Origin of the sequence: Dyella jiangningensis, assembly GCF_003264855.1 — a bacterium.
Lineage (GTDB): Bacteria > Pseudomonadota > Gammaproteobacteria > Xanthomonadales > Rhodanobacteraceae > Dyella > Dyella jiangningensis_C.
Genome location: NZ_NFZS01000004.1, coordinates 1,072,253 through 1,096,876 on the forward strand (window position 1 = coordinate 1,072,253; position 24,624 = coordinate 1,096,876).

Here is a 24,624-nt window from a genome sequence, read left to right on the forward strand (position 1 = left end):
TTGAGCCGCCGTGGCTATCGGGAAGTTCTTGATCGGATGCGCTCTATGCGTCGGCGGCCTCGGTGTCGCGTCGGCCATGGACGCTGACGGCCAGGATTTGTCCACGATGCAGCGTTCGCTCGACAACAGTTCCAGCAACCACGAAGGCGCGGGCGCCAGCAGCGGCGGCGATGCGCTGGGCCTGTCGCGTGAAGCCCCGGTGTCGTCCGGCTCCTCCTCGTCCTCGAGCAGCGACAGCTGCCCAGGCCCGAATCCGGTCTCGCCGGCGCGCAGCAACCGCCGCGCCACACTCGGCTGGCAGTCGTTGTTGCCCGGTTCCATCCAGTAAAGCCCCAGGCCCGTGCCGGACTCCTGGTGGCGGCGCGTCCGCGCCTACCTGACTCCTCCTCCGATCTCCGAAGCCTCGTGGCGTGACGCCGTGGCTGCCTGCCCGTTGGCGCGGCGGCTGGATCGCGCGCGCCAGGATGAGTTGCGCCAGCTTGCCGCGGTATTTCTCGCGCGCAAGCGCTTCCACGCGTTGGCCGGTGCGGAGCTGACGCCGTCGCTGCAGTTGCTGATCGCCATGCAGGCCTGCCTGCCCTTGTTGCGCCACGGCCCGCATGCCCTTCGCGGATGGCGTGAGATCCTGGTCTATCCGGGCGAATTCAAGGTGCGGCGCAGCCACCACGACGATCACAGCGGCGTGGTCACCGAAAGCGATGACGTGCTGATCGGCGAAGCGTGGGAGCGCGGCCCGCTGGTGTTGTCGCTTGCCGACGTGCAGTTGGATCTCGAACAACCGTGGGATGGCTTCAACGTGGTCGTGCACGAAATCGCGCACAAGCTCGACATGCTCGATGGCGCATCCGACGGCGTGCCGCCGCTGCCACCGCAGATTCCGCGGCGCCAATGGATCGTGGCGTTCCAGCGCGCGTTCGATCATCTTTCCAACGACGTGGCGCGAGGCCGCGACACGCTGATCGATCCGTATGCGGCGGAAAGCGCGGATGAATTCTTTGCCGTGGTGAGCGAGTTGCACTGGTCGCAGCCGGGCGTGCTGCGAAGGGCGGATGCGGCGGTGGCGGCGTTGCTGACGGCGTATTACGGGCCCTCGCCAGCGCCGGGTTGAAACCAGGCTTTTTTCCTGTAGGAGCGCACCCAGTGCGCGAAAAGCCTACGGAGCAGTAACGCCGTAACGCTTATCGCGCACTGGGTGCGCTCCTACAAAAAAGCGAAAGCCTCAGCCCGGCGGCAACTTCACGCTGAAACGAGCGCCATTGAATTCCGGCGAACGATCGACCTGCAATTCGCCGCCATAGGCGCGGATGACGTCCTGCACGATGGAGAGACCAATGCCATGGCCCTGCACGCGTTCGTCGCCACGCACGCCACGCTGCAGCACGCTCTCGATCTTGTCGTCGTCAATGCCCGGGCCATCGTCTTCCACGCTCAGCCACAGGCCGGGGCGTGGACGACCCGCCACCGGGCGCATCTTCACCACCAGCAGCACGCGATGGCGCGCCCACTTGAAGGCGTTCTCCAGCAGGTTGCCCATCAATTCGAGCAGGTCGCCCTGCTCGCCGTAGAACGCGGCGTTGTCGTCGATGTCGAATTCGCACAACACGTTCTTGGCCGCGTACACCTTTTCCAGACTCTGCACGAGGTCTTCGGCGTGACCGGCGATGGGAATCGCGGTGGTGGCGAACGTCTGTCGGCCGGACGTGGCCGCGCGCGCCAGCTGGTACGCCACCAGCTCGTCCATCTTGCGCACCTGCTCGAGCACGGTGTCGCGCAGGCCTGATTCTCCGCTGGCGCTTTCCAGGCTGGAACGCACCACGGCGAGCGGCGTCTTCAGGCTGTGCGCAAGATCGGCCAGCGTATTGCGCGTGCGCACGCGCTGTTCGCGTTCGCTGTCGATGAAGGCGTTGATGCGCTGGGTGAGTCCCATGAGTTCGGCCGGATACTGGTCGCCCAGGTGATCGCGATCGCCGCGCTCCACGCGTGACATCTCGTTGGCCACCTTGCGCAGCGGGGTAAGGCTCCAGCGCAGCAGCAGCATCTGCAGCAGGATCAACATCACGCCCAGCGACGACAGCCAGAAGATCAGGCTGCGCCGGAACACCGCGTTGCGGCCTTCGAGCTGGTCTTCGGTCTGCGCCACCATGAAGGTGAGGTGCACCGATTTTTTCTCGGAGGTGTCGAGCGCGACGCCGTAGACGTAGTAGTACAGGCGGCCCATGCGCGTTTCGACCGGGCCGACGAACTGCCCCTGCCCCGGCTCGAGCGGATGCAGGAAACCGAAGTCGCGACCGATGGCCGACGGCGACTCCCAGCGGAAACCGTTGTCGCCGATGGCGACGGCATAAAGCCCCGAGCCCGGCCGCGAAAAGCTCGGATCAGGTGGCGTGTCAGGCAGCAGCACCTTGCCGGAACGGCCGACTTCGGTGCCTGCGAGATAAGCCACGACGAAGTTCTGCAGGCGGTCCTGCAGTCCCTTCAGTGCGCTGTCGGCTGCGGTACGCGTGAGGGTGAGGCCGACCACGCCAAGAAAGGCTGCCAGCACAAAGCCCGTGGCCAGAGCCGCGCGCGCCGCCAGTGAAAACGGGCGGCGCGGCGGTGGCGGATCATTCGTCGTCGCTTTCGCTGCGTGGGATGGCAAAGCGGTATCCGCGTCCACGTACCGTCTCGATGGGCTTGAGGTTGCCTTCCGGATCGAGCTTCCTGCGCAGACGGCCGATGAAGACCTCCAGCACGTTGGAGTCGCGATCGAAATCCTGCTGGTAGATGTGCTCGGTGAGGTCGGCCTTGGAGACCAGCTCGCCCGCATGCAGCATCAGGTATTCCAGCACCTTGTACTCGTAGCTGGTGAGGTCGACCGGCTTGCCTTCCACGGTCACCGTCTGCGCGGTGGTGTCCAGCTTGATCGGGCCGCAGGCCAGCACCGGCTTGGACCAGCCGCTCGCACGGCGCACCAGCGCATTGATGCGGGCCAGCAGCTCCTCGACGTGGAACGGCTTGACGAGGTAATCGTCGGCGCCATGCTTGAGGCCCTCCACCTTGTCCTGCCAGCCGCCGCGGGCGGTGAGGATCAGGATGGGATAGCGCTGACCGGCCTCGCGCAGCGACCGGATCAGGTCCATGCCCGACATCTTGGGCAACCCCAAGTCGATGATCGCCAGGTCGAACGGCACCTCGCGACCGAGGTACATGCCTTCCTCACCGTCCTGAGCTGCATCGACGGCAAAACCATCGCGCTTCAGGCGGGCAGCGAGCGTTTCGCGCAGCGGCGCCTCGTCCTCAACCAAAAGGATGCGCATCAGTGTTTCTCCTTGTTGCTCTCGCCGTCACTGGACGGGTTCTTGGTCGAATCACCGGAACCGGCCTTGGCCGCTTCCGTCGTTACGGTCACCACGCGTACGTGCCCTTCCGGCGTGAGTACCTTGACACGATGTTCGAAGGAGCTGCGTCCGCGCCGCACGGTACTGGCCGACAACACCTTGCCGCCCGTCTCCTTCTGCACCTGGACCACGGCCTGCTCCAGCGACAGCGCCGGCTCGGCCGATTGCGCTGCCCAGACGGCCGGACCGGCCGACAGCAACAGCAGCAATACCAGGGGGCGAAGAATTGTTTTCATTTCGTTAAACAGACCCAAATCATTCCGCGGGGCGGAAACGCATCGTCGTTCAGACTATGGAATCGGGGCTGAATATTGACCGGATAACCGGACGGCGTCACGCCGCCACCCGGGGTTGCGCGATGGCTTGCTCAATCAATGACCAGCCGGCACCGGGCAAATGGGCGCCCTCGCTGAGCCGGCGGCGGAATCCGCGGGCCCCCGGTTCGCCCTGGTAAAGCCCCAGGATGTGGCGACTGATGTGCTTGAGCGCGGTGCCGCGGGCCAGCTCGGCCTCAACGTAGGGACGCAGCCGCAGCAGCACATCCTCGCGCGTCGGCATGGGCTCGCCGTAAAGCGCGGCCTCGACCTTCGCGAGCACGTAGGGGTCGTGATACGCCGCGCGACCCAGCATCACGCCGTCGACCTGGGCGAGATGCGCCTGCACTTCGTCCGCTGTGGTGATGCCGCCGTTGATCACGATGACCAGGTCCGGGAACTCGCGCTTGAGGCGATATACGCGCTCGTAGTTGAGCGGCGGAATCTCGCGGTTTTCCTTGGGGCTGAGCCCCTGCAGCCAGGCTTTGCGCGCATGCACCACCAGCACTTCGACGCCGGCACTGATCATGGTTTCGGTGAATTGCTGCAGATCGGCGTAGTCGTCCTGATCGTCCACGCCAATGCGGCACTTCACGGTGACGGGTATGGCGACCGCCTCGCGCATGGCCTTCACGCAATCACCCACCAGCGCTGGCTCGCGCATCAGGCAGGCGCCGAAGCGCCCCGACTGCACGCGGTCGGACGGGCAACCCACGTTGAGGTTGATTTCGTCGTAGCCGGCGTCGGCACCGTACCGGGCGGCAATGGCCAGCTCCTCCGGCTCGCTGCCGCCCAGCTGCAGCGCCACCGGGTGCTCCTGCTGGCTGTGTTCCAGCAGGCGCAACTGCTTGCCGCGCACCAGTGCGGCGCTGGTCACCATCTCGGTGTACAGGCGGGCATGAGGCGACAGCAGCCGGTGGAAATACCGGCAGTGGCGGTCCGTCCAGTCCATCATGGGCGCGACGGTGAGGCGCCAGTCGTCCTTTTGCAGCGGCTGGCGGGGGGATTCGGCGGGGGCTGACATACCCCTATTGTACCGGCTGGCTCAGGAGGCCGCGGACGGCTGCCCCTGGCGCCAGGCCAGCCACCTCAGCGGCACGGCCACCAGCGCACAGATCGCCGTGCCGACGAGCGAGCCGAGCTGGTAGGCCGCCACGGTGGCGAAAAAGGCCACCGCGAAGCAGAGCTTGTAGAGCAGTTCGCGCGTGGCTGCGGCGGAAATATGCGTGGTCAACCTGGCCTTGAAGGCGACGTAGCCCCACAGCGCAGCCAGGCCGGCATAAAGGACCGCGAAGGCCAGCGCGTAGACGAGATACGAGCCCTGCTCCGAGGAATGGGTCAACGCAAAGCGCACCACCACGGGCATCAGCGCCACCAGGCTCAACAGCACCATGTTGATGATGGTCCCCGGCCCATCGATGTCGCGCAGATGGGACACGATGAGTCGATGGGCCATCCAGATCACGCCGATCAGGAAGAAGCTGAGGAAATACACCAGCAGGGACGGCGCCCATGCCTGCCACAACGTCAGGCCTTCGCCCTCCTCGGGCCGTATCTCGATCGCCGAAAGGGTGATCGCGATGGCGAAGATGCCATCGGACAACATCACCAGCCGCTCCAGATGCTTTTGCGCTGCCTGCCCCTGTGTGGCCGGCGCGTCCGTTCCCTGCGTCATGTCCTTTCCCCTGATGTCGGCGGCGGGCCGCTACGCTGTCGCCCTTCCCCAAGCATGCCGCCTCTCGCGACATGATGCCGCAGCGATTCTCCCCTCGCGAGTGCGGCCGGCCTTTCGCTCATGCACAAAGCCGCTCAACGCCGCGCCAGCGCAGGATCCCGGCCCCAAGCCGACACCAGAACGCGGTCGGGACCCGATCATGAACGGCACGGCGCCCGATGGCATAATGCACGCCCATACGCTGCACCAAGGCAGCACTCGTCAGGCGCAGCGACTTATCGCCCTCCCCACACGAGTCCCGGCGCCGGCCTCTGGCTGGCGCTGCTGTCCGCAGCTTTCTCATTTCTACGACGGTACCCGGCAATGGTGGCATTGGCGACGGAGCACGTGATCGACGTGCACCACTGGAACGACAGCCTCTTCAGTTTCCGCACGACGCGCGACCCTGGCTTCCGCTTCGACAGCGGCCAGTTCGTGATGATCGGCCTGGAGGTCGATGGCCGCCCGCTGATGCGCGCCTACTCGATCGCCAGCGCGAACTACGAGGAGCACCTGGAGTTCTTCAGCATCAAGGTGCCGAACGGCCCGCTGACCTCGCGTCTGCAGCACCTGAAGCCCGGTGATCCGATCATCGTCAGCCGCAAGCCCACCGGCACGCTGGTGCTCAACGACCTCAAGCCGGGCAAGCACCTGTACCTGCTGGGCACGGGCACGGGCCTCGCGCCGTTCCTCAGCCTGGTGCGCGATCCGGAAACCTATGAGCGTTTCGAGAAGATCGTGATTGCGCACGGGGTGCGCAACATCAACGACCTCGCCTACCAGGACTACCTGGAAAACGAGCTGCCGCAGCAAGAATACCTGGGCGAGCTGGTCCGCGAGAAGCTGATCTACTACCCGACTGTGACGCGCGAGCCGTTCCGCAACCGCGGCCGCATCACCGACAACATCGTCAACGGCTCGATGAGCACCGCCATCGGCCTGCCGCCGCTCGACCCGGCCACCGACCGCGTGATGCTGTGTGGCAGTCCGTCGATGTTGAACGACACCTGCGTGCTGCTCGACGAGCGTGGTTTCCAGGTGTCGCCGCGTACGCGTGAGCCGGGCGATTACGTGATCGAGCGTGCGTTTGTCGAGAAGTAACATCACGCCTTCGTCGCGCTTTGTGTAGGAGCGCACCCAGTGCGCGAAAAGCCGACGAAGCGATGAGACGATGACGCCGATCGGGCGACAACCGTTCGATCGAGGTGATCCGGTGCTCTGCGGTCGCGCACTGGGTGCACTCCTACAATGCGGAGGCGTCGCGCCTTCAGTCGCGCACGCGACCTTGGCCCTCGTTGTCCCAATACCGAACACGCGATGAGACGATGAGCCGATCGGGCGACTACCGTTCGATCGAGGTGATCCGGCGAGTCTGCGGTCGCGCACTGGGTGCGCTCCTACAACTTCGTTCCTTCAGTCGCGTACGCGGCCTTGCCCTTCATTGTCCCAATACCCGAACACGCGACGCGCAATGAGCTTGTAGAGACGCTTGCCGGTCGCACGCCACAGCCGCGAATGCGGCGCCGGCGTATCGAGGATCGTGCGCTGGCGTGCACTCAACGCCTCGGGGCAGTAGGTGCGTTTGTGCTTGAGCAGGTGACGCAGATCCTCGCGCGCGAGCAAGCGGAACAGCGCGCCGCGACGGCCGCGGGTCCAGGCGATCTGGAAGTCCACCAGTGCGGGGCGTCCATCCGTGCGCACCAGCCAGTTCGGCTCCTTGGCCAGATCGTTGTGCACGATGCCCCGGCGATGCAGCACCGCCAGCAGGCGCAGTGCGTCGCGGTAATAGGCGCGGTCTCGCGGCTGCGCCTGTTGCATCGGCGCGCCGGCGATATAGCCACGCAGGAGTTCGCGGCCGTCCCAACCCAGCAAGACGGGGACGCCATCGATGCCATCGAGCTTCGCGAGCGCCCGCGCCTCGCGCGCCGCCGCACGACGCGCGAATGCACGCGCCCACCAGCGTGCCGCCGCGATGTCGCGCCGGATCACGCGCACGCCGTTGCGTTCGACCATTTCGATGCGGCCGAGCTCGTCGGCCTTCAACAGGGTGTCGCCCGAGGTATCCACTATGTATCCGCCTACGGCGCGCCGCTGCGCCGTGACCGTGATTGTCGCCGATTCAACCCAACGCGTCGCGGTATCGGAGGCCACGTTCCAGCCGATATGCTGCAAGCTCGCCATCACCGAGGAGGTCGGTTTGGAGATCGCGCTCTACGTGCTTGCCGCGCTGCTGATCGTGGGTGGACTGGTGGGCAACATCCTGCCGGCGCTGCCGGGCATCCCGATGATCTTCGGCGGCATCTGGCTGGCCGCGGCCCTGGATGACTATCGGCACCTGGGCCTGTGGTGGCTGGTGATCATCGGCGCCGTGGGTGCTCTCGGCGTCATCGTGGATTTCGTATCCGCCACCTTGGGGGCCAAACGGGTGGGTGCCAGCAAGCTCGCTCTCAGCGGCGCCGCCCTCGGCACGGTGGTGGGCATGTTCTTCGGGCTGGCAGGCCTGCTGCTCGGCCCGTTCATAGGCGCCTTGCTGGGCGAGCTGCTCTCAGGCACCAGCGTGCTGCGTTCGGCCCATGTCGGCGCCGCCACCTGGATCGGCCTGCTGCTCGGCACGCTGGTGAAGCTGGTGCTCTCGTTCATGATGATCGGCCTGTTCGGCTTCGCCTGGCTGGTCGGTTGAAGGCGCGACCGGCATCGCGCTACCGCAACCTTCGGCACATGGCATTGGGCGCACCGGCCCCTATAGGCTCGTGCGACCACATCATCAGGGAAAGACCCATGTCCAAACGCCTTGCCCTTGCCATGGCGGTGTCGCTGGTGGCCGCCGGATCGGCACACGCCGCCGAGACCAAGACGCCCACCTGGATCGAGCGCAGCAACACCGATGCCAAGGTGCTGCTCGATGTGCTCGCCCGCTTCAACCCGGAGTTCGCCTCGCAGATCGGCGTACCGGGCTACGACGACAAGGTGGTGGACCTCAAGCCCGACGTCGATGCGCGTACCCGCGCCGCCCTGGTCGAGGCCAAGGGCAAGCTGGAGAAGATGCTGGCGACCGAGAAGGACGAGAACGTCCGCCAGGATCTGCAGATCATGATCAAGGCGGCCAACGAGCAGGTCGAAGGCATCGACCTCAACCACAAGTACATGCTGCCCTACCAGGATGTGGGCCAGACCATCTTCCAGGGTGAGTTCGCGCTGTTGAAGGACGACGTGGACGCCAAGCGACGCCCGTCCGCGCTCAAGCGCCTGCAGTGCTACGTGGGCAAGGCGCCGGGCTGCACGCCGATCGTGGAACTGGCCAAGGCGCAAACGCAGGCACGCATCGGCGAGAAAGACCTGATCGGTCCGTACAAGAACGAAGTCGAGCAGAAGCTTTCCAACACGCAGCGTTATGCGCAGGGCATCCGCCAGCTGTTCGCCAAGTACAAGCTCGACAATGCCGACGGCAAGGCGGCGCTCGATGCGATGGATGCGCAGCTGAAGGATTACGACGGCTGGGTACGCAGCACCATCGTGCCGCGCCAGCGCGAGGATTTCCGCCTGCCCGAGCCGCTGTATGCCTACAACCTCAAGCAGGTCGGCATCGACATCGCGCCGCAGGAACTGATCAAGCAGGCGCAGCTGGAATTCGTCGAGCTGCGCTCGGCCATGCAGATGATGGCGCCGGTGGTGGCGAAGGAAGAAGGCATCCAGTCCAACGACTACCGCGACGTGCTGAAGGCGCTCAAGAAGCAGCAGCTCGGCAAGGATGACGTGGTGCCGTGGTACCACGAGATCATCGGCAAGATCGAGGACACCATCCGCCGCGAGCACATCATCACGCTGCCGCAGCGCAAGATGCAGATGCGCCTTGCCTCGGAAGCCGAGACGGCCGCCGTGCCGGCGCCGCACATGGACCCGCCGCCGTTCATCAACAACCACGGCGAACAGGGCACCTTCGTGCTGACCATGGGCAACCCCAGCGGCAGCAAGTCGGACTCGTACGACGACTTCACCTACAAGGCCGCCGCGTGGACGCTCACCGCGCATGAAGGCCGCCCGGGCCATGAGCTGCAGTTCGCGGCGATGGTCGAGCGCGGCGTGTCACTGGCACGCAGCCTGTTCGCCTTCAACAGCGTGAACGTGGAAGGCTGGGCGCTGTATGCCGAATCGGAAATGCTGCCGTACGAGCCGCCGTCGGGCCAGTTCGTCGCATTGCAGGCGCGCCTGCAGCGCGCGGCACGCGCCTACCTCGATCCAATGCTCAACTTGGGGCTGATCAGCAAGGAACGCGCGCATGACGTGTTGCGTTACGACGTCGGCCTGTCCGAAGCGATGACGCAGCAGGAACTGGATCGCTACACCTTCAACAGCCCGGGCCAGGCCACGGCGTACTTCTACGGTTACATGCGCCTGCAGCAGACGCGCCTGAACACCGAGCTGGCGCTGGGCAAGGACTTCAACCGCCAGGCGTTCAACGACTTCGTGATCGGCCAGGGCCTGCTGCCGCCCGAGCAGCTTGCCGAAGCGGTGCGCACGCAGTTCATTCCGTCGCAGAAGAAGAAGTAAGCGAAGACGGTTTCGTCAACGCAGGGGCCGCGTCTTCGGGCGCGGCCCTTTTCTTTGCGCCATGGGCGCGGCGAGAGCGCTGCGTGCGAGCCAGGCGGCGAAGCGGGGCGTGTCATGGGACAGCGACGGCGGCACCAGGATGTAACCGCGACTGGGCGCGGCCGCCGGGGTATGGCGGAAGCGTCGCGCGCCTTCGATGGCCAGCAACTCGTCCTGGTCGGCGGCAGCGACCTTCAACGCAAGGCCATCGAGAGACAACCAGGCACAGGGCTTTTCCGCGAAGTAAGCCATGAGGCCGCCGAACATCGGCTTGAAGCGCAGGTCGTGCGGGCGACCGAGGTGCATGGCCGCATCCTCCAGGTCGGCGCGCAGCGCTTCCAGCGTCGGGTTCACGCCGGCCCGTCGGGCAGCACGTAAAGCAGCACGGCGAGGAAATGCAGCACGCTGCCGGTGAGCACGAAGAAGTGCCAGATCGAGTGGTGATACGGGATCTTGCGGCCCAGATAGAACGGCACGCCCAGCGTGTACGCCGCGCCGCCGGCCAGCAGCAGCACCATGCCGCCCGTCTGCAGATGCGCCAGCAAGGGCTTGAACGCGATCACGCCTACCCAGCCCATGCCCACGTACATCAATACGGCAAGCTTGCGGTACTTCTTCAGCAGGCCCAGTTCCAGGGCACTGCCCATCAGCGCAAGCGCCCACACCGTGCCGAACAGGCTCCAGCCCCACAGCCCGGGCAGGGCGATCAGGGTGAACGGCGTATACGTGCCGGCGATCAGCAGGAAAATGGCGATGTGGTCCAGCGTCCGCAGCACCCGCTTGGCCGGCGCGCCAGGGATCGAGTGGTACAGCGTGGACGCGGTGTAGCAAAGGATCAGCGAGGTGCCGAACACGGCGCTGGCCACTATCGCCCGCACGTCCGCATGCAGCGAGGCGAACGCCACGAGCGTAGCGAGGCCGGCAATGCTCAGCAGGATGCCGATGCCGTGAATGACGCTGCTGGCGAGTTCATCGCCAAACGCGTAGCGGGGTAGCACCGAGCCGGAGCTGACGGGCATGGGGAGTTCCTCGTGGGGCAACGTACGGGAGCGTACGCCACCTTAGCCGCCCCGGCCCCGATTGCAAGCGGCGCGGAGCGTATGAAACGCCGCGCCGTGCCCCGGTCACTCGATGATGAAAGCGCCGAAGGCGATGCCCAGATCCCAGCCCTTGCCGGTGCCGCTGAGGGCCAGCGAGACGTTGCCCTTGGTCATCACCCGCGCGCCGGCCGATTTGGCCGCGCCGGCATGCACGCCGGCATCGGCGTAATGACCCTTGATCTCGCTGATGCTGGTGATGCCCGAGAACTTGCCGACGCCGTTGTCGATCTGGTTCTTGCCGAAGGTCAGGCCGCCGCCCTTGACGCGGATGTGCACGCCCATGGTCTGCCCGTTGCTGCAATGGACGGTGCCGCTGCCGGTAGCGGTCTGGTAGAAGACCGACCAGCCGGACAGGCGGAAATTCATCTTGCACTCGAGGTCGCCCGCGCGGGCAGGGATGGCCAGCATGCCGGCAAGCGCCAATGTGGCCGCGCTCATGAACTTCGCCATGGCCATGCGGGTGTCTCCTGTCAGGGCCCGCTCGCTGTGCCAGCGGGCAATCCCATCGATTCTGGCAAGCATTTGCCGTCTCCCACGTGAATGCATTCTTCACCCTGGATGTACGACAAAAGAAGCACAGCATCGGGAAAATGGCAGCACCGGATGTCCCCTCTCTCTCCCCCGACATCCGGCCTTGCTGCCCCGCCACCCTGTGCGGGGCTTTTTTTTGCGCCACGCCCGGCCACGAGCGCGGTGCGGCAACGCGGGCTACACGGACGTCCATGGCAGGCTCTAAGCTGGAGATGAATCAGGACCGGGAGGATCACGCGATGTCAGCCATCGACCTGCTGTTGCATCTGGACCATCTTGACCTCAGCGTCGCCGCACCCCGGGCGGCCATAGCCCTGGCGCAGCGCCTGGGCGCCAGGCTCGACGCGCTCTACGTCGCCGACCTCCCCGCCACCGCCTTCAGCCTGCCCGAAGCAGTACCGGTGCAGCTCGAGGAAACCCAGCGCCGCGTGGCCGAGGCGCAGACGCACGATGCCGAATGGCAAGGCGTGCTCTCAGCCCGCGGCCTTGCAGGCACATGGCGGGTGACCCAGGGCGATACCGTGCAGACGGTCAGCCAGGCGGCCTCCGGCTACGACCTGCTGGTGATGGAACGCAGCCAGCAGCGCAGCGACGCCCCGGTGGGATTCGGTTCGGTCTCGCGCTGCGTGTTCGCCTGCGGACGACCCGTGCTGGTGGTGCCGGACGTGTCACCCGTGGCCGGCATCGGCAGCCGCGTGCTGGTGGCGTGGAACGGCAGCCGCGAATCGGCGCTGGCGCTGGCCGCCGCCCTGCCCGTGCTGCAGCGGGCCGACGAGGTGCAGGTGCTCGACGGCAGCGAGATGAATGCCGACATGTTGCCGGTGCTGCCGCCGCCGGGCCTCGTCGACTGGCTGCAGCGGCATGGCATCCGGGCCACGGTGGAAACCTTCACCACGGGACCCAGCCACGCTGCCGGCCCCGCCGTGCTGGATGCGGCCCACGAGCGGGGCACCGACCTGATCGTGATGGGCGCCTGGAGCCGTTCGCGGCTGGCGCAGATGGTGCTGGGCGGCACCACCCGCCACCTGTTCATGCACGGCGACGTGCCGATGCTGGTGGCGCACTGAAAATTCCTTTCCGCGGCTCCTGCGGGCACTCCGCACAGAATAGCCTTCCATACGGCTACTTGTGCAAGCGTTTTCGATCGGCTTAGGCTGAAATCGCACCACCGCGATCCCCACCGCATCCCCATGCGGCGCGACCGGTGCGAACCATCCACATCGAAACGTCAGGAGGTCGCCTATGTCGTCCGCAAGCCTGGCCGTACCCCGTCATGCCCATCCCGACGCCGCGCGCATCGCGGCGTTGAGTGCCGCCATCGCCGTCAATCTCGTTGCGCTGCTGGCCGTCCTGCGGCCGATGGCGCCGCAACTGATGCAACAGATGCAGCACATCAGCGAGATGACCATCCATTGGATCCCCGCACCACCCAAGGTTGAGCCCCCGCCGGACATCGAGCTCAAACCGGCGCCCAAGCCCATGCCCGTGCCGCGCACGCACGCCCAGCCCAAGCCTGTGTCGCCGCCGCCGACAATCACCGACGAGGGCAACACGGCAGCACCACCCGTGCCTCCGGCCGCCACGCCCGCCATCGAACCCAACGTCGGTACCGCGCCCGTCGAAGCCACCCTCGCCTATCGCGCCGTTCCACTGAAATATCCGCCCGCCGCACTGCGTGCGCATATGGAAGGCACGGTGATACTCAAGGTGCTGGTGGATGAGCAGGGCGTGCCGCAGGAAGTGACGGTCGAACAGAGCAGCGGTTACGCACTGCTCGACCGCAGCGCGCGCGATCAGGTGTTACGCGGTTGGCGCTTTCAGCCGGCAACCGTGAGTGGGCAGGCGGTGCGCGCATGGGCTCGGGTGCCGGTGAGTTTCAACGTCAATCAGCTATGACCACACGCGTGGCGCGAGTGCCCCGCGTCACGCGCATCGAAGGGGAAGGCCCGGCCTGCATCCAGTGTCAGACCGGGCCCTTCCACGGCAATCGAAATCAATGCGCCACGTTGGCGGGTGCTGGCGTTGGCGTGCGATGGGACGAACGCGCGATCGCCCAGATCACCGCAACCAGCAGGATCACCGGCAGGCAGAACGGCAGCACGGCCAGCGCCACGATCGGCGCGACGATCAACAGCGCCAATCCGCCAAACACCAGGCCAAGTACGGCGCCAACGAGATGGAACAGTCCGCCGACCAGTGCGAAGGTCAGCTTGAACACCGCGCCGACCAACGCCACCGCGAGCCAGAGACCCACGAACAACATCAAGAGCACGCTCATCGTGATCATGGCGATCCTCCTCCGGAACATCCGGTAGCCGTGGCGCCCGATCCTCATGCTGGCAACCAAGGCGCATTTCAAGGCCTGCTTGGCCATGATCGTGCGCTTTTGCCATCGCCCGCACATGTCGCGAAAGTCATGCCATCGACGCGGCGTCCGGCGCTTTCAGGTTACGGGACTTTAACGATGTGCATGGTCCACTGCGCGCCGGTTCCCATCGAGTAGCCTCGCATGGCCAGACACATGCAACACCTCAAGGCGCTGCGCGACATCGCGCTCGATTACGGTGTGGGCGAACATCCCGATCTCGCGTCGATGGCGCGGGATTTGAGCCGGGTCGTGTTCCAGCATAGGCAGGCCATCCATGATGGCCTGGGCGACCTGCGCACGCGCAACAAGGGTTTCGAGCGCTGGCTGCTGGCGCAGCGCGGCAAGCCGGACGTCAGCGTGCTGGTGATGGCGTGGCCGGCCAACTACACCACGCCCATCCACGACCATGGCGGACTCTGGGGCCTGGAACTCGCCCTGCACGGCGCGCTGGAAGTGGAATCGTGGGATCGCGGCGCGGATGGGAAAGCGCTGAGGCAGACCGGTCGCGACTGGCTGGGCCCTGGCGATGCCACCTGGTTCGACGTCGACGACAACCATGCGCACCGGTGTCGCAATCTCTCGCGACAGGAAACAGCGTTGACGCTTCACGTCTATGGTGGCGATCTGGCACAGTACTTCACATACGAAGAAGCCGGACAGCCCGGCCAATGGCTCGTGAAGCAGCAGCGCAGCGCCATCGCAGGCCAGCTGTACGCCTGAGCCGCACCAGACAATCACGCTTTTTCAAGGGAGTGGCATGTATCGACGGGTCGCCATCATCGGCGGCGGCGCTGCAGCGGCAGCGCTGCTGAGCGAGTTGCTGGACCGCCAGCCGCCGCAGCCGTTGCACCTGGACTGGTATACCGGCGGTGGCACGCCGGCGCGCGGTGTCGCCTATGGCACGCGCTCGGACCGGCATCTGCTGAATGTGCGCGCCGCGTCCATGAGCATGTTCGTCGCCAGGCCGCAGGGTTTTCTCGAGTTCGCGCAGCGCGGTGACCACAGCATCTCCGGTACCGATTTCCTGCCGCGCCGCCTGTATGGCGATTACCTTGAGGCCGAGGTCAACCGCGCCCTTACGCGCGCGCGCGAAGCCGGGCACGACGTGCGCGTGCTGCCGTTCGCGGCGGACGCCGTGGTGCCCGAAAGCGATGGCGTCACCGTCATCCACGGTGAAGAAAACACGCACGTGGACGCTGCCGTGCTCGCGATCGGCTCGCTTCCGCCGCAACCGCTGGCCGGCGTCAGCGATGCAGCGCTCGAAAGCGGCTTGTACGTCACGGAGCCCTGGAGCTTCCTCGCGTCCGCCAAGCCCGATCCGCGCCCGCGCAAGGTCGTGCTGATCGGCCTTGGCCTCACCGCGGTGGATGTCTTGCTGGAACTGTCGGCGTTGTGGCCCAACGCGACCTTCGAGGCGATCTCGCGACATGGGTTGCTGCCCGAACCCCACCTGGAATCCGCCTCGGCACCGGCGGACGACAGCGGCGAGCTGATCGAAGCGATGCGGGACGCACCCGACATCCGCGCCTGGATCCGCCTGCTGCGCGAAGCCGTGGCACAGAGCGCGGATTGGCGCACCGTGATCGACAGCCTGCGCCCACACACGCCTTCGCTATGGGCCTTGCTGCCACCGGCGGAACGTTCGCGATTCCTGCGTCATGCGCGCTGGGCATGGGAGCGCGTGCGTCATCGCATGGCGCCGCAGGTCATGTCGTCGCTGAAGCAGCTGGAACGTGAAGGCCGACTGCATCGCCGTCGCGGTCGCCTGCAGGCCGTCAACGTGGTGGACGGCAAACTGCATTTGGACGTCCGTTTGCCGCACGGCAAGGGCGTGCACACGATGGACGCGGACCTGGTGGTGCAGACCATCGGCCTCAACACCGACGTGCGTCGCACCCAGCATCCGCTGGTGCGACAGCTCGCCACCAACGGCCACATCACGCCCGATCCGCTCGGCCTGGGTTGCGCCGCAACCACGGAAGGCCGCCTGCAACACAACGGCCACACATGGCAGCACTTTTACGCCATCGGCACGCTGTTGCGCGGCACCTTGTGGGAATCCACCGCGATACCCGAGATTCGCCAGCAAGCCCGCAACCTCGCGGATCGCCTGCTGGCACCACAGGTCGCCTGATCGATCGGCAGACACGACAAGGGGCGACGCGGCGGCGCCGCCCCTTCGCGTTCCGGTGCTATTCGAAACCAGCAAGCACCAGCTTGCCGATCGTGCTGCCGCTTTCCAGCCGCGCGTGGGCGCGACGCAGGTTGTCCGCGGTGATGGTGCCGAGGTTTTCACGCAGGGTGCTGCGGAGCACGCCTGCGTCGACGAGGTCGCTCGCTTCGTTGAGGATGCGATGCTGCGCCTGCATGTCTTCGGTGTGATGCAGCGAGCGCGTGTACATGAACTCCCAATGCAGCGACAGGCTCTTGGACTTCATCAGGCCGATGTCCAGCGGCGTCGACGGATCGTCGATGAGGCCCAGCTTGCCTTGCGGCTTGAGCAGTTCGACCAGCGCCGGAAAGTGCTGCTCGGTGTGCGTGAGGCTGAGCACATAGTCCACGCCCTGCGGCGCCACCGCCTTCACGGCAGCCGCCAGGTCGTGGCGATGATCGACCACGTGATGCGCGCCAAGCTTGGTGGCCCACGCGCGACTGTCGTCACGTGACGCCGTGGCGACCACGGTGACGTTGGTCAGTCGCCGCGCGAGCTGGATGGCCATCGAACCCACGCCGCCCGCACCACCGACGATGAGCACCACGCCGCTGCGCGCCGCGCTTCCGCGCGGCACGCCCAACCGATCGAACAGCAGCTCCCACGCGGTAAGCGTGGTCAGCGGCATGGCGGCGGCCTGCGCGAAATCCAGCGTCGACGGCTTGCGACCCACGATGCGCTCATCGACCAGCTGCAATGCGGCGTTGCTGCCGGCACGGTCGATCGCGCCTGCGTAGTACACGGTATCGCCCGGCTTGAACAAGGTGACATCGGCGCCTGTCGCGACCACCGTGCCCGCGGCATCCCAGCCAAGCACTTTATCGGCGCCTTGCGGATCCGCCCGTTTGCGTATCTTGGTATCCACCGGATTGACGGATACCGCCTCGACTTTCACCAACAGGTCGCGTCCTTGCGCGACGGGATCGGGCAGCTCGATATCCAGCAGGCTCTGCGGATCGCTGACGGGCAGGCTTTGGCGGTAGGCGACGGCTTTCATGGATGCTCCGGAAAATGGATCGTCAGGGAATGATTCTGCGCCGACGGAAGTCGTCGAAAAGTCGCGTGAACATCGCCTTCGTTTCGATGTGTTCGTGAAAACCGAAGCGCCGCGCCTTCGAACCGTCGCCGAACAGGTCGTAGTCCCAGGAAAACACGAAATCGGCGAAGCGCCAGGACGACACATCGGCGTAGGCATGTTCGGCCAGGCCATGCGCCCCGATCATCGTACGCCACAGCGGCTCCTTGTCCGCCATGACCGACTCCAGCGAGAGCGGCAACGGTGGCGCCACCTCCATGCCGAAGTACTCGGCAACCACGGGCCACATGTCGTTCCACCGGAACAGGTCGCCATTGGTGATGTTGAAGGCCTGGTTGGCGCACGAGGGTTCGGTCGCGGCCCACACGGTGGCGCGGGCAAGCAGGCCCGCATCCGTCATTTCCAGCAGGTGGTCGTAGGCGCCGGGCTTGCCGGGGAAGCGCAGCGGCAGCCCCAGCTCCTTGCTCATCGAGGCGTACACGGCAATCGCCAGTGCAAGATTCATCGGATTGCCCAGCGCGAAACCGCCGACCACGGCGGGACGAATCGCCGACCAGCTCCACGTCGCGCCCCGTTGACGCTGCTCGAGGAAACGTTGCTGGTCGTGCATGAACTCCGGCGGCATGAAGGCCGCATCGGTTTCGCGCGCCGGTGTCTTGAACGGTCCCAGATGACCGCCGTACACCTTGTAGCCTTGCATCAGGCTGATGTGCTGCAAGCCTTTCGCCACCGGCTCGATCGCATCGACGACGTTGACCAGCATCGCCAGGTTCGGCGGCACCAGCTCGGCCCAGCTCGGGCGATCCTGATAGGCGGCGTAGAACACGTGCGTCACCTGCGTGAGCGACGACAGCTTCTCTCGCGCATCGGCGGGATCCAGCAGATCCACCGCAACATGGCTGACGCGTTCCGACGATGCGCCGCCGCGACGGGAGAGACCGATCACCTGCCAGTCATCGAGCGATGCGAGATGATCGACCAGATTGCGGCCGATGACGCCCTGCGCACCGACCACCAGCGCCACCTTGCTTGGTGTCGTCATGAAAAAAATCCTCGAATGGATAATGAAGAGGTCGGCGCTCAGGCACCAGCCGCGCTGGCCACCGCGCCACGGGATGCACCGCGACGCTCAAGCGCCGCGCTGGCCAGGGTGACCAGCAGGCCCAGCAACGTGACCACTGCACCGGCGATGCTCACCGACGACAGGCCGAGCTTGAGATCGATCATCGAGCCGCCGATGAAGGCGCCGATCGCATTGCCGAGATTGAACGCCGCGATGTTCAACGTGGACGCCAGATGCGGCCCTTCGCTCGCCTGCTGCACGACGCGCATCTGCAGCGGCGGCACGGTGGCGAAGGCGAACACGCCCCACACGAACACCGTGACGATGGCCGCGGCGGTGCTGTGCATGGTCCATGCGAAGGCGAACATCACCAGCGCCAGCACCACCAGCACGCCGGCCAGCGACGGCATCAGTCGCCAGTCCGCGAGGCGGCCGCCCAGCATGTTGCCGATGGTGGTACCCACGCCGAACAGGATCAGCACCCAACCGGTGGCGCCCACGCTCACGTGCGATTGCTGCTGGAGGATCGGCGCGATGTAGGTGAACACGGTGAACACACCGCCGAAGCCGAGCACCGTCATCGCCAGTGCCAGCAGGACCTGCGGCTGGCGCAATACGCCAAGCTCGCGCCGCATGTCGGGCGACGGCATGCCCGGCAGCGCCGGCACCAGCCGCCACACGGCGATGGCCGCGACCACGCCCAGCACGGTCACCGCGCCGAAGGTGGACCGCCAGCCGGCCCACTGACCAAGGAAGGTGCCGAACGGCACGCCCAGCACATTGGCAAGCGTGAGGCCGGTGAACATCAAGGCGATGGCGCGGGCTGCCTGGCCGCGGGGCACGATGTGCGAGGCGACCACGGCACCGATGCCGAAGAACGAGCCATGGCAGAACGCCGCCACCACGCGCGCCACCATCAGCACACCGTAGGTCGGCGCCACCGCGCATAGCGCATTGCCGAGGATGAAGAGACCGAGCAGGAGCAGCAGTGCGTTGCGGCGCTCCATGCGCGCCGTGAGGGCCGCCAGCAGCGGGGCGCCGGCCGCCACGCCCAGCGCATAGCCGGAGACCAACAGGCCGGCAGAGGGGATGCTCACGTGCAGGTCGCCGGCCACCTCGGGCAGCAGGCCCATGATCACGAACTCGGTGGTGCCGATGGCGAAGGCCGCCACGGACAGGGCCAGCAGGGCCAGGCGCGATGCACCCTGGTCCGTCGCGTCGGCCTCACTCGCCCCGTCGGGAGAAGTGGGAAGGTTCATGGGGGAATGCCTGGAAAAGGAACTGACCGCTACTGTGCGGCTTGTCCGGCTTGGCCGGAATTGAGCAAACTAGAGAGGCATCTTTTCCAAAAAGTTGAAGATGGTCGATTTCGAAGACATGCGGCTGTTCGTCCGCGCCGTCACCGACGGCAGCCTCTCGGCCGCCGGGAGGGCGCTTGGGCTATCGCCGGCGGCCGCCAGCAAGCGCCTGAACCGGCTGGAGCAATCCCTGGGCGTCCGGCTCCTGCAGCGCAGCTCGCGGCGGCTGGCGCTCACCGAGGAGGGCACCATCTACTTCGAGCGCGCCCAGGCGATCATTGCCGATGTGGACGACGCCAATTCGGCGGTGGGCCTGCGCCAGATCGAGGTGCGCGGCCAGCTGCACGTCTCCGCCTCGGTGGACATGGGCCGCCAGTATGTCGGCCCGATCGCGGCGGACTTCGCCGCCGGACATGCCGCCCTCACCCTGCGGCTGACCAACTCGGACGCCGTGCTCGACCTGTTCGAACACGGCGTGGACGTGGCGGTGCGCGGCGGCACCATGACCGATTCGCGACTCGTGTCGCGACTGCTGACCAGCAATTTCCGCGTGCTGTGCGCCTCGCCGGCCTATCTCGCCCGCCGCGGACACCCGCGCACGATCGAAGACCTGCAGCAGCACGACTGCCTGATGCTGCACCGGCCCGGCCACGGCATCCTGCCCTGGATCGTGCAGACGGCGGAGGGGCCGCGCCCGCTTCGGATGGATGCCTCGATCACCTGCGACAACGGCGATCTGATGCGCGCCCTGGCGGTGGCCGGCCACGGACTGGCCTTCAAGTCGGCGTGGGACATCGCCGAGGATGTACGCGCCGGCCGCCTGGTGCCGCTGAAAGGTGACGTGATCCTGCCCGATGCGCACATCTACGCGATCTATCCCAGCCGCTGCTACCTGCCTGCACGCATCCGCCTGTTCGTGGATCATCTGCAGCACGCACTGCAGCAACGCGAACGCGACGTGCTCGATAGCGTACGCAACGCGATGACCTGAACCGCCGCGAGGACAGCATGCCGGACCCGATTCGCACGCGCCTTTCCTCACGCCACGAGCGCTGCCCATGCTGAGCAGCGTCATCGGCGTCATCCTGCTTCTGGTCCACGCCGCCGGCGTGCTGGCAGCGATGCATGCGGTCATGAACACGCGCACGCCGCAAGGTGCGTTTGCGTGGGCGCTGGGGCTGGTGCTGCTGCCCTATATCACGCTCGTGCCGTATCTCTACCTGGGTCGCAGCCGCTTCCACGGCTATGTCGACCTGCACCGCCTGCGCCGCGAGCAAATGCAGGCGATGGCGAACACCACGCTTCAATCCGCGCTGTCGACGCCGTGGGTGTGCGAGCGCTATGAAGAAATCGCCACGATGCTGCGTGCGCGCTTTCACCCCGGACAACGCCTGCGCTTGCTGGTGAACGGCGAAACGACGTTCAACGCGATGCTCTCGGCGATCGGCGAAGCCAGGCATTGCGTGCTGATGCAGTTCTTCATCATCCATGACGATGCGCTGGGGCGGCGCCTGCAGCAGGTGCTGCTCGAACGCGCGCGCGCGGGCGTAGAAGTGTGCGTGCTGTACGACGGCATCGGCAGCCACGCCCTGCCCAGCCACTATGTGGATACGCTGCGCGAGGGCGGCGTGGCGATCCATCCGTTCGCTACGCAGCGACGCAGCAACCGCTTCCAGCTCAACTTCCGCAACCATCGCAAGATCTTGGTGGTCGACGGCACGCGCGGCTTCGTCGGCGGGCTCAACGTGGGCGACGAATACCTCGGCCTCAAGCCGCCGCTGTCGCCATGGCGCGATACGCACCTGCAGATCGAAGGCCCGGCCGTGGCCGACCTGCAGCGCAGCTTCGCCGAAGACTGGCACTGGGTCACCGGCGCGCTGCCGCCCTTGCTGCGTCCCGAGCACGCTGCAGGCCACACGCATACCCTGATTGCCGCCACCGGTCCGGCCGATCGACAGGAAACGTGTTCGCTGTTCTTCGTCACGCTGATCCATGCCGCGCGGCGGCGGCTGTGGATCACCACGCCCTACTTCGTGCCCGACCAGGCGGTGATGTCGGCGCTGCGGCTGGCGGTCTTCCGCGGTGTGGACGTGCGCGTGCTGATTCCCTCGCGACCGGATCACCACGCGGTCTTCCTCGCCACCGGCCTGTACGCGCACGACGCGGTGCGTGCAGGCATCCGCGTGTATCGGTACCAGCCCGGTTTCCTGCACGAGAAGGTGGTGCTGGTGGACGACGACACCGCGTCCGTGGGCAGCATGAACCTGGACAACCGCTCGTTTCGTCTCAACTTCGAAATCGGTGCGCTCAGCGTGGGAACGGAATTCGCCGCCGAGGTGGAAGCCATGCTGCGCGAGGATTTCTCGCACGCGCACGAAGTGACCGAAGCGGAATACCTGAAGGCGCCGTATCTGCGACGACTGGCGATGCATGTCGCGCGGCTGTTCGACCCTGTGTTGTAGGAGCGCACCCAGTGCGCGACCGCAACGCTTCGTCGCGGCCACTCCGTATGTTCATCGCGCACTGGGTGCGCTCCTACAACAAGAGCTTCTCAGCCTCGGGCCTTGTTGCCGTAACCGATGTACAGCGTGCCCGTCAGCAACGCGGCGGCGAGCGACAGCACGGCCGCCACCACGAACATCGGCCCGTAACGTCCGCCGGAGGCGATCCAGCCGCCCAGCGGGCCGGTCACACCCAGGGCCACGTCGATGAACACCGAATAGGCCGCCAGCGCCGCGCCGCGATTGCCCGCGCTCACGCGTTCCACGGCCACCACGCCCAGCGCGGGGAAAACCAGCGAAAAACCGATGCCGCACAACGAGGCTCCGATCATCGCCACGCCGACATGGCCTGCGGTTGCGAGCACGATGAGGCCGACCGTCTCGACCAGCAGCGAACCCAAGGCGACGCGATAGCCGCCGAAGTGCGCGATGGTCCAGCCCAGGAGCAGTCGAACACCCACGAAACAGACACCAAACGCACTCAGCGTCGGCGCCGCCCCCGACCAGCCCTGGCTCGCGTAATACAGGGTGATGAAGGTGGCGATCACCCCGAACCCCACCGAACCCAGCGCCAGGCCCATACCGTAGGGCGCCACGCGGCCGAACACGCGATGCATGGGCAGGCGCTCGCCCGCCTCCACCCGCACCGGCGGACGTCGCCAGGCGAGCAGCAGCGCCAGCAGCATCAGCGATACCGCCGATAGGCCGATCATCACGAAGCCGCCGATCGCCACCAGCACCACGCCGAGCGGCGCACCGACCGCCAGCGCGCCGTAGGTGGCGATGCCGTTCCATGAGATGACCTTGGCCGTGTGCTCGCTGCCTACGCGCCCGATGCCCCACATGATGCAGCCCGTGGCGACGCAGCTCTCGCCCATGCCCAGGGCGAGTCGCGCCAGCAGCATCGTGCCGAGCGAAGCCATCGGCCATGCGCGCAGCAGGGCCGCCACGATCATCAGCGATCCACTCACCGCGCAGGCCAGCAGGCCGATCCAGGCCGTACGCTTGGGGCCGGCGGTGTCCGACGTGCGGCCGGCGAAACCCCGGCTCAGCAAGGTCGCGACGTACTGCGTGCTGATCACCAGGCCGGCGATGACCGCACCCATGCCGAGATCGTCGTGCACGAAGGGCGGCAGCACCGCCAACTGCATGCCGATGACGAGATAGGCCAGGAACGTGAAGCACACGATCTGGACGATGCGCAGGGTCAGCCGGGAACCGGAGACCTCGGTGTCAGCCTGATGGGACATGAGTACAGCTTGGATGCGAGGAGGAACATGCGTCGACGGGCAGCGCCCGCCAGCGCATCACGTCGGGTGACGGCGGCCGAGCGCCAGCCAACCCAGATACACGCCGATGCCGACGCCGATGAATTCGAACAGCACGCGCTGACCCAGGTTGTCCGCGTCGTGCACGGCGGCCAACCGGATGCGCAGCAGCTGCAGCGACTGCAGGCGCCCATAGTTGAAATAGAACAGGTTCCACAGGTCCTGGCCGCCGGCCAATGCCATGGCCGCCACGTACGACCAGCTCAGCTCCATCGCGATGCTCCAGCCCTGGCTGCGGCCGATGCGGGAGAGCAGCGCGAACACGAGGAACCCGGCCGCCGCGGCGATCGCGCCCGCTTCGAACGCGCCCACCATGCCGTATCCCATCCAAGATTGGTCGTAAGGCATCGCCCCTGTCCCATGCGTCGTTGTTGTTTGAAGGCCATTATGCCTGTACCCGGAACAATGACCTGCATCACGTAGGGAATCTCCTACTGTTAACCCCGCCTATCGCGTACAGGGCACTCGTCGAACCGGTCACATCTCGTTGATACGGCGCCCGACTAGACTTTGCGGCCGCAGACTTTTACGAGCCCGATGCGCCCCATGAGCCACCCCGTCAGCAACCGCGCAGCCCTGGTCCTGGTCGACGTGCAGCCCGATTTCATGCCCGGCGGCGCCCTCGCCTGCCATGAGGGCGATGCCATCGTTCCCGGCATCTCCCGGCTGCTGGAACGGCACGTGTTCCAGCACGTGGTGGCGACGCAGGACTGGCACCCTGCCGGGCACGTCTCGTTCGCCAGCTCGCACCCCGGGCGCAGGGCGTTCGATCGCATCCCGCTCTACGGCCATGCCCAGACGCTGTGGCCCGACCATTGCGTGCAGGAGACACCGGGCGCGGCCCTGCATCCGTCCATCGACTGGTCCGGCGTGGAGAAGGTGATCCGCAAGGGCGATGATCCGCGCGTGGATTCCTACAGCGGCTTCCGCGAAAACCACGGACCCGACGGCACGCGCCCCAGCACCGAACTGCACGACTGGCTGCGCGCCAAGAACGTGGACGAAATCTACGTCTGTGGCCTGGCCCGCGACGTATGCGTGCTGTGGACGGCGCAGGACGCAGTGGACCTCGGCTATCGCACGCACGTGGTGTGGGATCTCACCCGCCCGGTGACGCCCGATAGCGATATCGCCACGCGCTTCCGCTTCGATCAGCTGGGCGTGGATACGGTGGAATCCAGCTCACTGGGTTGAG

At 66.3% G+C, this 24,624-nt stretch carries 27 protein-coding genes; 12 read left to right on the forward strand and 15 right to left on the reverse strand.

The window, feature by feature from the left end:
* Positions 1–106 precede the first annotated feature (106 nt).
* Positions 107–328, forward strand: coding sequence for a hypothetical protein (locus CA260_RS17435; protein WP_238149805.1), 222 nt, complete (start codon positions 107–109; stop codon positions 326–328).
* Between the two features lie 12 nt (positions 329–340).
* The gene (locus tag CA260_RS17440) at positions 341–1,108 is read left to right on the forward strand and encodes a zinc-dependent peptidase (RefSeq protein WP_111984269.1); all 768 of its coding nucleotides are present in this window, start codon (positions 341–343) and stop codon (positions 1,106–1,108) included.
* 111 nt (positions 1,109–1,219) lie between these two features.
* On the opposite strand, the gene CA260_RS17445 is transcribed toward CA260_RS17440, so the two are convergent.
* From CA260_RS17445 to CA260_RS17465, 5 genes are all read right to left on the reverse strand, one after another.
* Positions 1,220–2,638, reverse strand: coding sequence for an ATP-binding protein (locus tag CA260_RS17445; protein ID WP_111984455.1), 1,419 nt, complete (start codon positions 2,636–2,638; stop codon positions 1,220–1,222).
* Positions 2,604–3,296 (reverse strand): response regulator transcription factor, encoded by a 693-nt coding sequence (locus CA260_RS17450; RefSeq protein ID WP_038621324.1) that lies wholly within the window; start codon positions 3,294–3,296, stop codon positions 2,604–2,606. The genes CA260_RS17445 and CA260_RS17450 overlap by 35 nt, the downstream gene beginning before the upstream one ends.
* The gene (locus CA260_RS17455; protein ID WP_111984270.1) at positions 3,296–3,613 is read right to left on the reverse strand and encodes a PepSY domain-containing protein; all 318 of its coding nucleotides are present in this window, start codon (positions 3,611–3,613) and stop codon (positions 3,296–3,298) included. Before CA260_RS17455 ends, CA260_RS17450 begins: the two co-directional genes overlap by 1 nt.
* 97 nt (positions 3,614–3,710) lie before the next feature.
* A complete protein-coding gene (dusA, locus tag CA260_RS17460) occupies positions 3,711–4,715 on the reverse strand; it encodes a tRNA dihydrouridine(20/20a) synthase DusA (protein WP_111984271.1) in 1,005 nt (334 codons plus the stop codon).
* A 21-nt stretch (positions 4,716–4,736) separates the two neighbouring features.
* Positions 4,737–5,366 (reverse strand): TMEM175 family protein, encoded by a 630-nt coding sequence (locus CA260_RS17465; protein ID WP_111984272.1) that lies wholly within the window; start codon positions 5,364–5,366, stop codon positions 4,737–4,739.
* A 363-nt stretch (positions 5,367–5,729) separates the two neighbouring features.
* Here CA260_RS17465 and CA260_RS17470 point away from each other — a divergent pair, with 363 nt between their 5' ends.
* Entirely contained in the window at positions 5,730–6,506 is a 777-nt protein-coding gene (locus CA260_RS17470) for a ferredoxin--NADP reductase (RefSeq protein ID WP_111984273.1), read from the forward strand.
* A gap of 312 nt (positions 6,507–6,818) precedes the next feature.
* Here the strand turns inward: CA260_RS17470 and CA260_RS17475 are convergent, their stop codons facing one another.
* Complete coding sequence (locus CA260_RS17475; RefSeq protein ID WP_111984456.1) at positions 6,819–7,418, reverse strand: RIO1 family regulatory kinase/ATPase; 600 nt, start codon at positions 7,416–7,418, stop codon at positions 6,819–6,821.
* A gap of 184 nt (positions 7,419–7,602) precedes the next feature.
* On the opposite strand from CA260_RS17475, the gene CA260_RS17480 reads away from it, so the two are divergent.
* Positions 7,603–8,085, forward strand: coding sequence for a DUF456 domain-containing protein (locus tag CA260_RS17480; protein ID WP_111984457.1), 483 nt, complete (start codon positions 7,603–7,605; stop codon positions 8,083–8,085).
* 98 nt (positions 8,086–8,183) lie between these two features.
* The gene (locus tag CA260_RS17485) at positions 8,184–9,953 is read left to right on the forward strand and encodes a DUF885 domain-containing protein (RefSeq protein WP_111984274.1); all 1,770 of its coding nucleotides are present in this window, start codon (positions 8,184–8,186) and stop codon (positions 9,951–9,953) included.
* A gap of 15 nt (positions 9,954–9,968) precedes the next feature.
* Here the strand turns inward: CA260_RS17485 and CA260_RS17490 are convergent, their stop codons facing one another.
* The 3 genes from CA260_RS17490 to CA260_RS17500 form a co-directional block, all read right to left on the reverse strand.
* Complete coding sequence (locus CA260_RS17490; protein WP_238149806.1) at positions 9,969–10,346, reverse strand: TfoX/Sxy family protein; 378 nt, start codon at positions 10,344–10,346, stop codon at positions 9,969–9,971.
* Positions 10,343–11,011, reverse strand: coding sequence for a PAQR family membrane homeostasis protein TrhA (gene trhA, locus CA260_RS17495; protein ID WP_111984275.1), 669 nt, complete (start codon positions 11,009–11,011; stop codon positions 10,343–10,345). The genes CA260_RS17490 and trhA overlap by 4 nt, the downstream gene beginning before the upstream one ends.
* Positions 11,012–11,116: 105 nt before the next feature.
* Positions 11,117–11,548 carry a hypothetical protein gene (locus CA260_RS17500; RefSeq protein WP_111984276.1) on the reverse strand — a complete coding sequence of 144 codons (432 nt, stop codon included), beginning with the start codon at positions 11,546–11,548 and terminating at the stop codon, positions 11,117–11,119.
* Positions 11,549–11,862: 314 nt separating this feature from the next.
* Here CA260_RS17500 and CA260_RS17505 point away from each other — a divergent pair, with 314 nt between their 5' ends.
* Positions 11,863–12,690, forward strand: coding sequence for a universal stress protein (locus tag CA260_RS17505; protein WP_172461885.1), 828 nt, complete (start codon positions 11,863–11,865; stop codon positions 12,688–12,690).
* A 175-nt stretch (positions 12,691–12,865) separates the two neighbouring features.
* Positions 12,866–13,519, forward strand: a complete 654-nt coding sequence (locus CA260_RS17510; protein ID WP_111984278.1) for an energy transducer TonB — start codon at positions 12,866–12,868, stop codon at positions 13,517–13,519.
* Positions 13,520–13,616: 97 nt separating this feature from the next.
* On the opposite strand, the gene CA260_RS17515 is transcribed toward CA260_RS17510, so the two are convergent.
* Complete coding sequence (locus tag CA260_RS17515; protein WP_111984279.1) at positions 13,617–13,910, reverse strand: hypothetical protein; 294 nt, start codon at positions 13,908–13,910, stop codon at positions 13,617–13,619.
* 222 nt (positions 13,911–14,132) lie between these two features.
* Here CA260_RS17515 and CA260_RS17520 point away from each other — a divergent pair, with 222 nt between their 5' ends.
* Together CA260_RS17520 and CA260_RS17525 are read left to right on the forward strand one after the other, a co-directional pair.
* Positions 14,133–14,711, forward strand: a complete 579-nt coding sequence (locus CA260_RS17520) for a cysteine dioxygenase (protein WP_111984280.1) — start codon at positions 14,133–14,135, stop codon at positions 14,709–14,711.
* A 37-nt stretch (positions 14,712–14,748) separates the two neighbouring features.
* Positions 14,749–16,125, forward strand: a complete 1,377-nt coding sequence (locus CA260_RS17525; RefSeq protein WP_111984281.1) for an FAD/NAD(P)-binding protein — start codon at positions 14,749–14,751, stop codon at positions 16,123–16,125.
* 58 nt (positions 16,126–16,183) lie between these two features.
* On the opposite strand, the gene CA260_RS17530 is transcribed toward CA260_RS17525, so the two are convergent.
* The 3 genes from CA260_RS17530 to CA260_RS17540 are packed head-to-tail and all read right to left on the reverse strand — an operon-like array spanning position 16,184 to position 19,561.
* Positions 16,184–17,200: a zinc-binding alcohol dehydrogenase family protein gene (locus CA260_RS17530; protein WP_111984282.1), complete on the reverse strand. Its 1,017-nt coding sequence runs from the start codon at positions 17,198–17,200 to the stop codon at positions 16,184–16,186.
* A 22-nt stretch (positions 17,201–17,222) separates the two neighbouring features.
* Positions 17,223–18,281, reverse strand: coding sequence for an SDR family oxidoreductase (locus CA260_RS17535; RefSeq protein WP_111984283.1), 1,059 nt, complete (start codon positions 18,279–18,281; stop codon positions 17,223–17,225).
* Between the two features lie 38 nt (positions 18,282–18,319).
* Complete coding sequence (locus tag CA260_RS17540; protein ID WP_111984284.1) at positions 18,320–19,561, reverse strand: MFS transporter; 1,242 nt, start codon at positions 19,559–19,561, stop codon at positions 18,320–18,322.
* 100 nt (positions 19,562–19,661) lie between these two features.
* Here CA260_RS17540 and CA260_RS17545 point away from each other — a divergent pair, with 100 nt between their 5' ends.
* On the forward strand, positions 19,662–20,591 hold the full coding sequence (locus CA260_RS17545) for a LysR family transcriptional regulator (RefSeq protein ID WP_111984459.1): 930 nt from the start codon (positions 19,662–19,664) through the stop codon (positions 20,589–20,591).
* Between the two features lie 67 nt (positions 20,592–20,658).
* Positions 20,659–22,062: a cardiolipin synthase gene (gene cls / locus CA260_RS17550; RefSeq protein WP_111984285.1), complete on the forward strand. Its 1,404-nt coding sequence runs from the start codon at positions 20,659–20,661 to the stop codon at positions 22,060–22,062.
* 89 nt (positions 22,063–22,151) lie between these two features.
* Here the strand turns inward: cls and CA260_RS17555 are convergent, their stop codons facing one another.
* Both CA260_RS17555 and CA260_RS17560 read right to left on the reverse strand, forming a co-directional pair.
* The gene (locus tag CA260_RS17555; RefSeq protein WP_111984286.1) at positions 22,152–23,351 is read right to left on the reverse strand and encodes an MFS transporter; all 1,200 of its coding nucleotides are present in this window, start codon (positions 23,349–23,351) and stop codon (positions 22,152–22,154) included.
* Positions 23,352–23,408: 57 nt separating this feature from the next.
* Positions 23,409–23,777, reverse strand: a complete 369-nt coding sequence (locus CA260_RS17560; protein WP_111984287.1) for a hypothetical protein — start codon at positions 23,775–23,777, stop codon at positions 23,409–23,411.
* A gap of 198 nt (positions 23,778–23,975) precedes the next feature.
* Here CA260_RS17560 and pncA point away from each other — a divergent pair, with 198 nt between their 5' ends.
* On the forward strand, positions 23,976–24,623 hold the full coding sequence (gene pncA / locus CA260_RS17565; RefSeq protein ID WP_111984288.1) for a bifunctional nicotinamidase/pyrazinamidase: 648 nt from the start codon (positions 23,976–23,978) through the stop codon (positions 24,621–24,623).
* Position 24,624 lies beyond the last annotated feature (1 nt).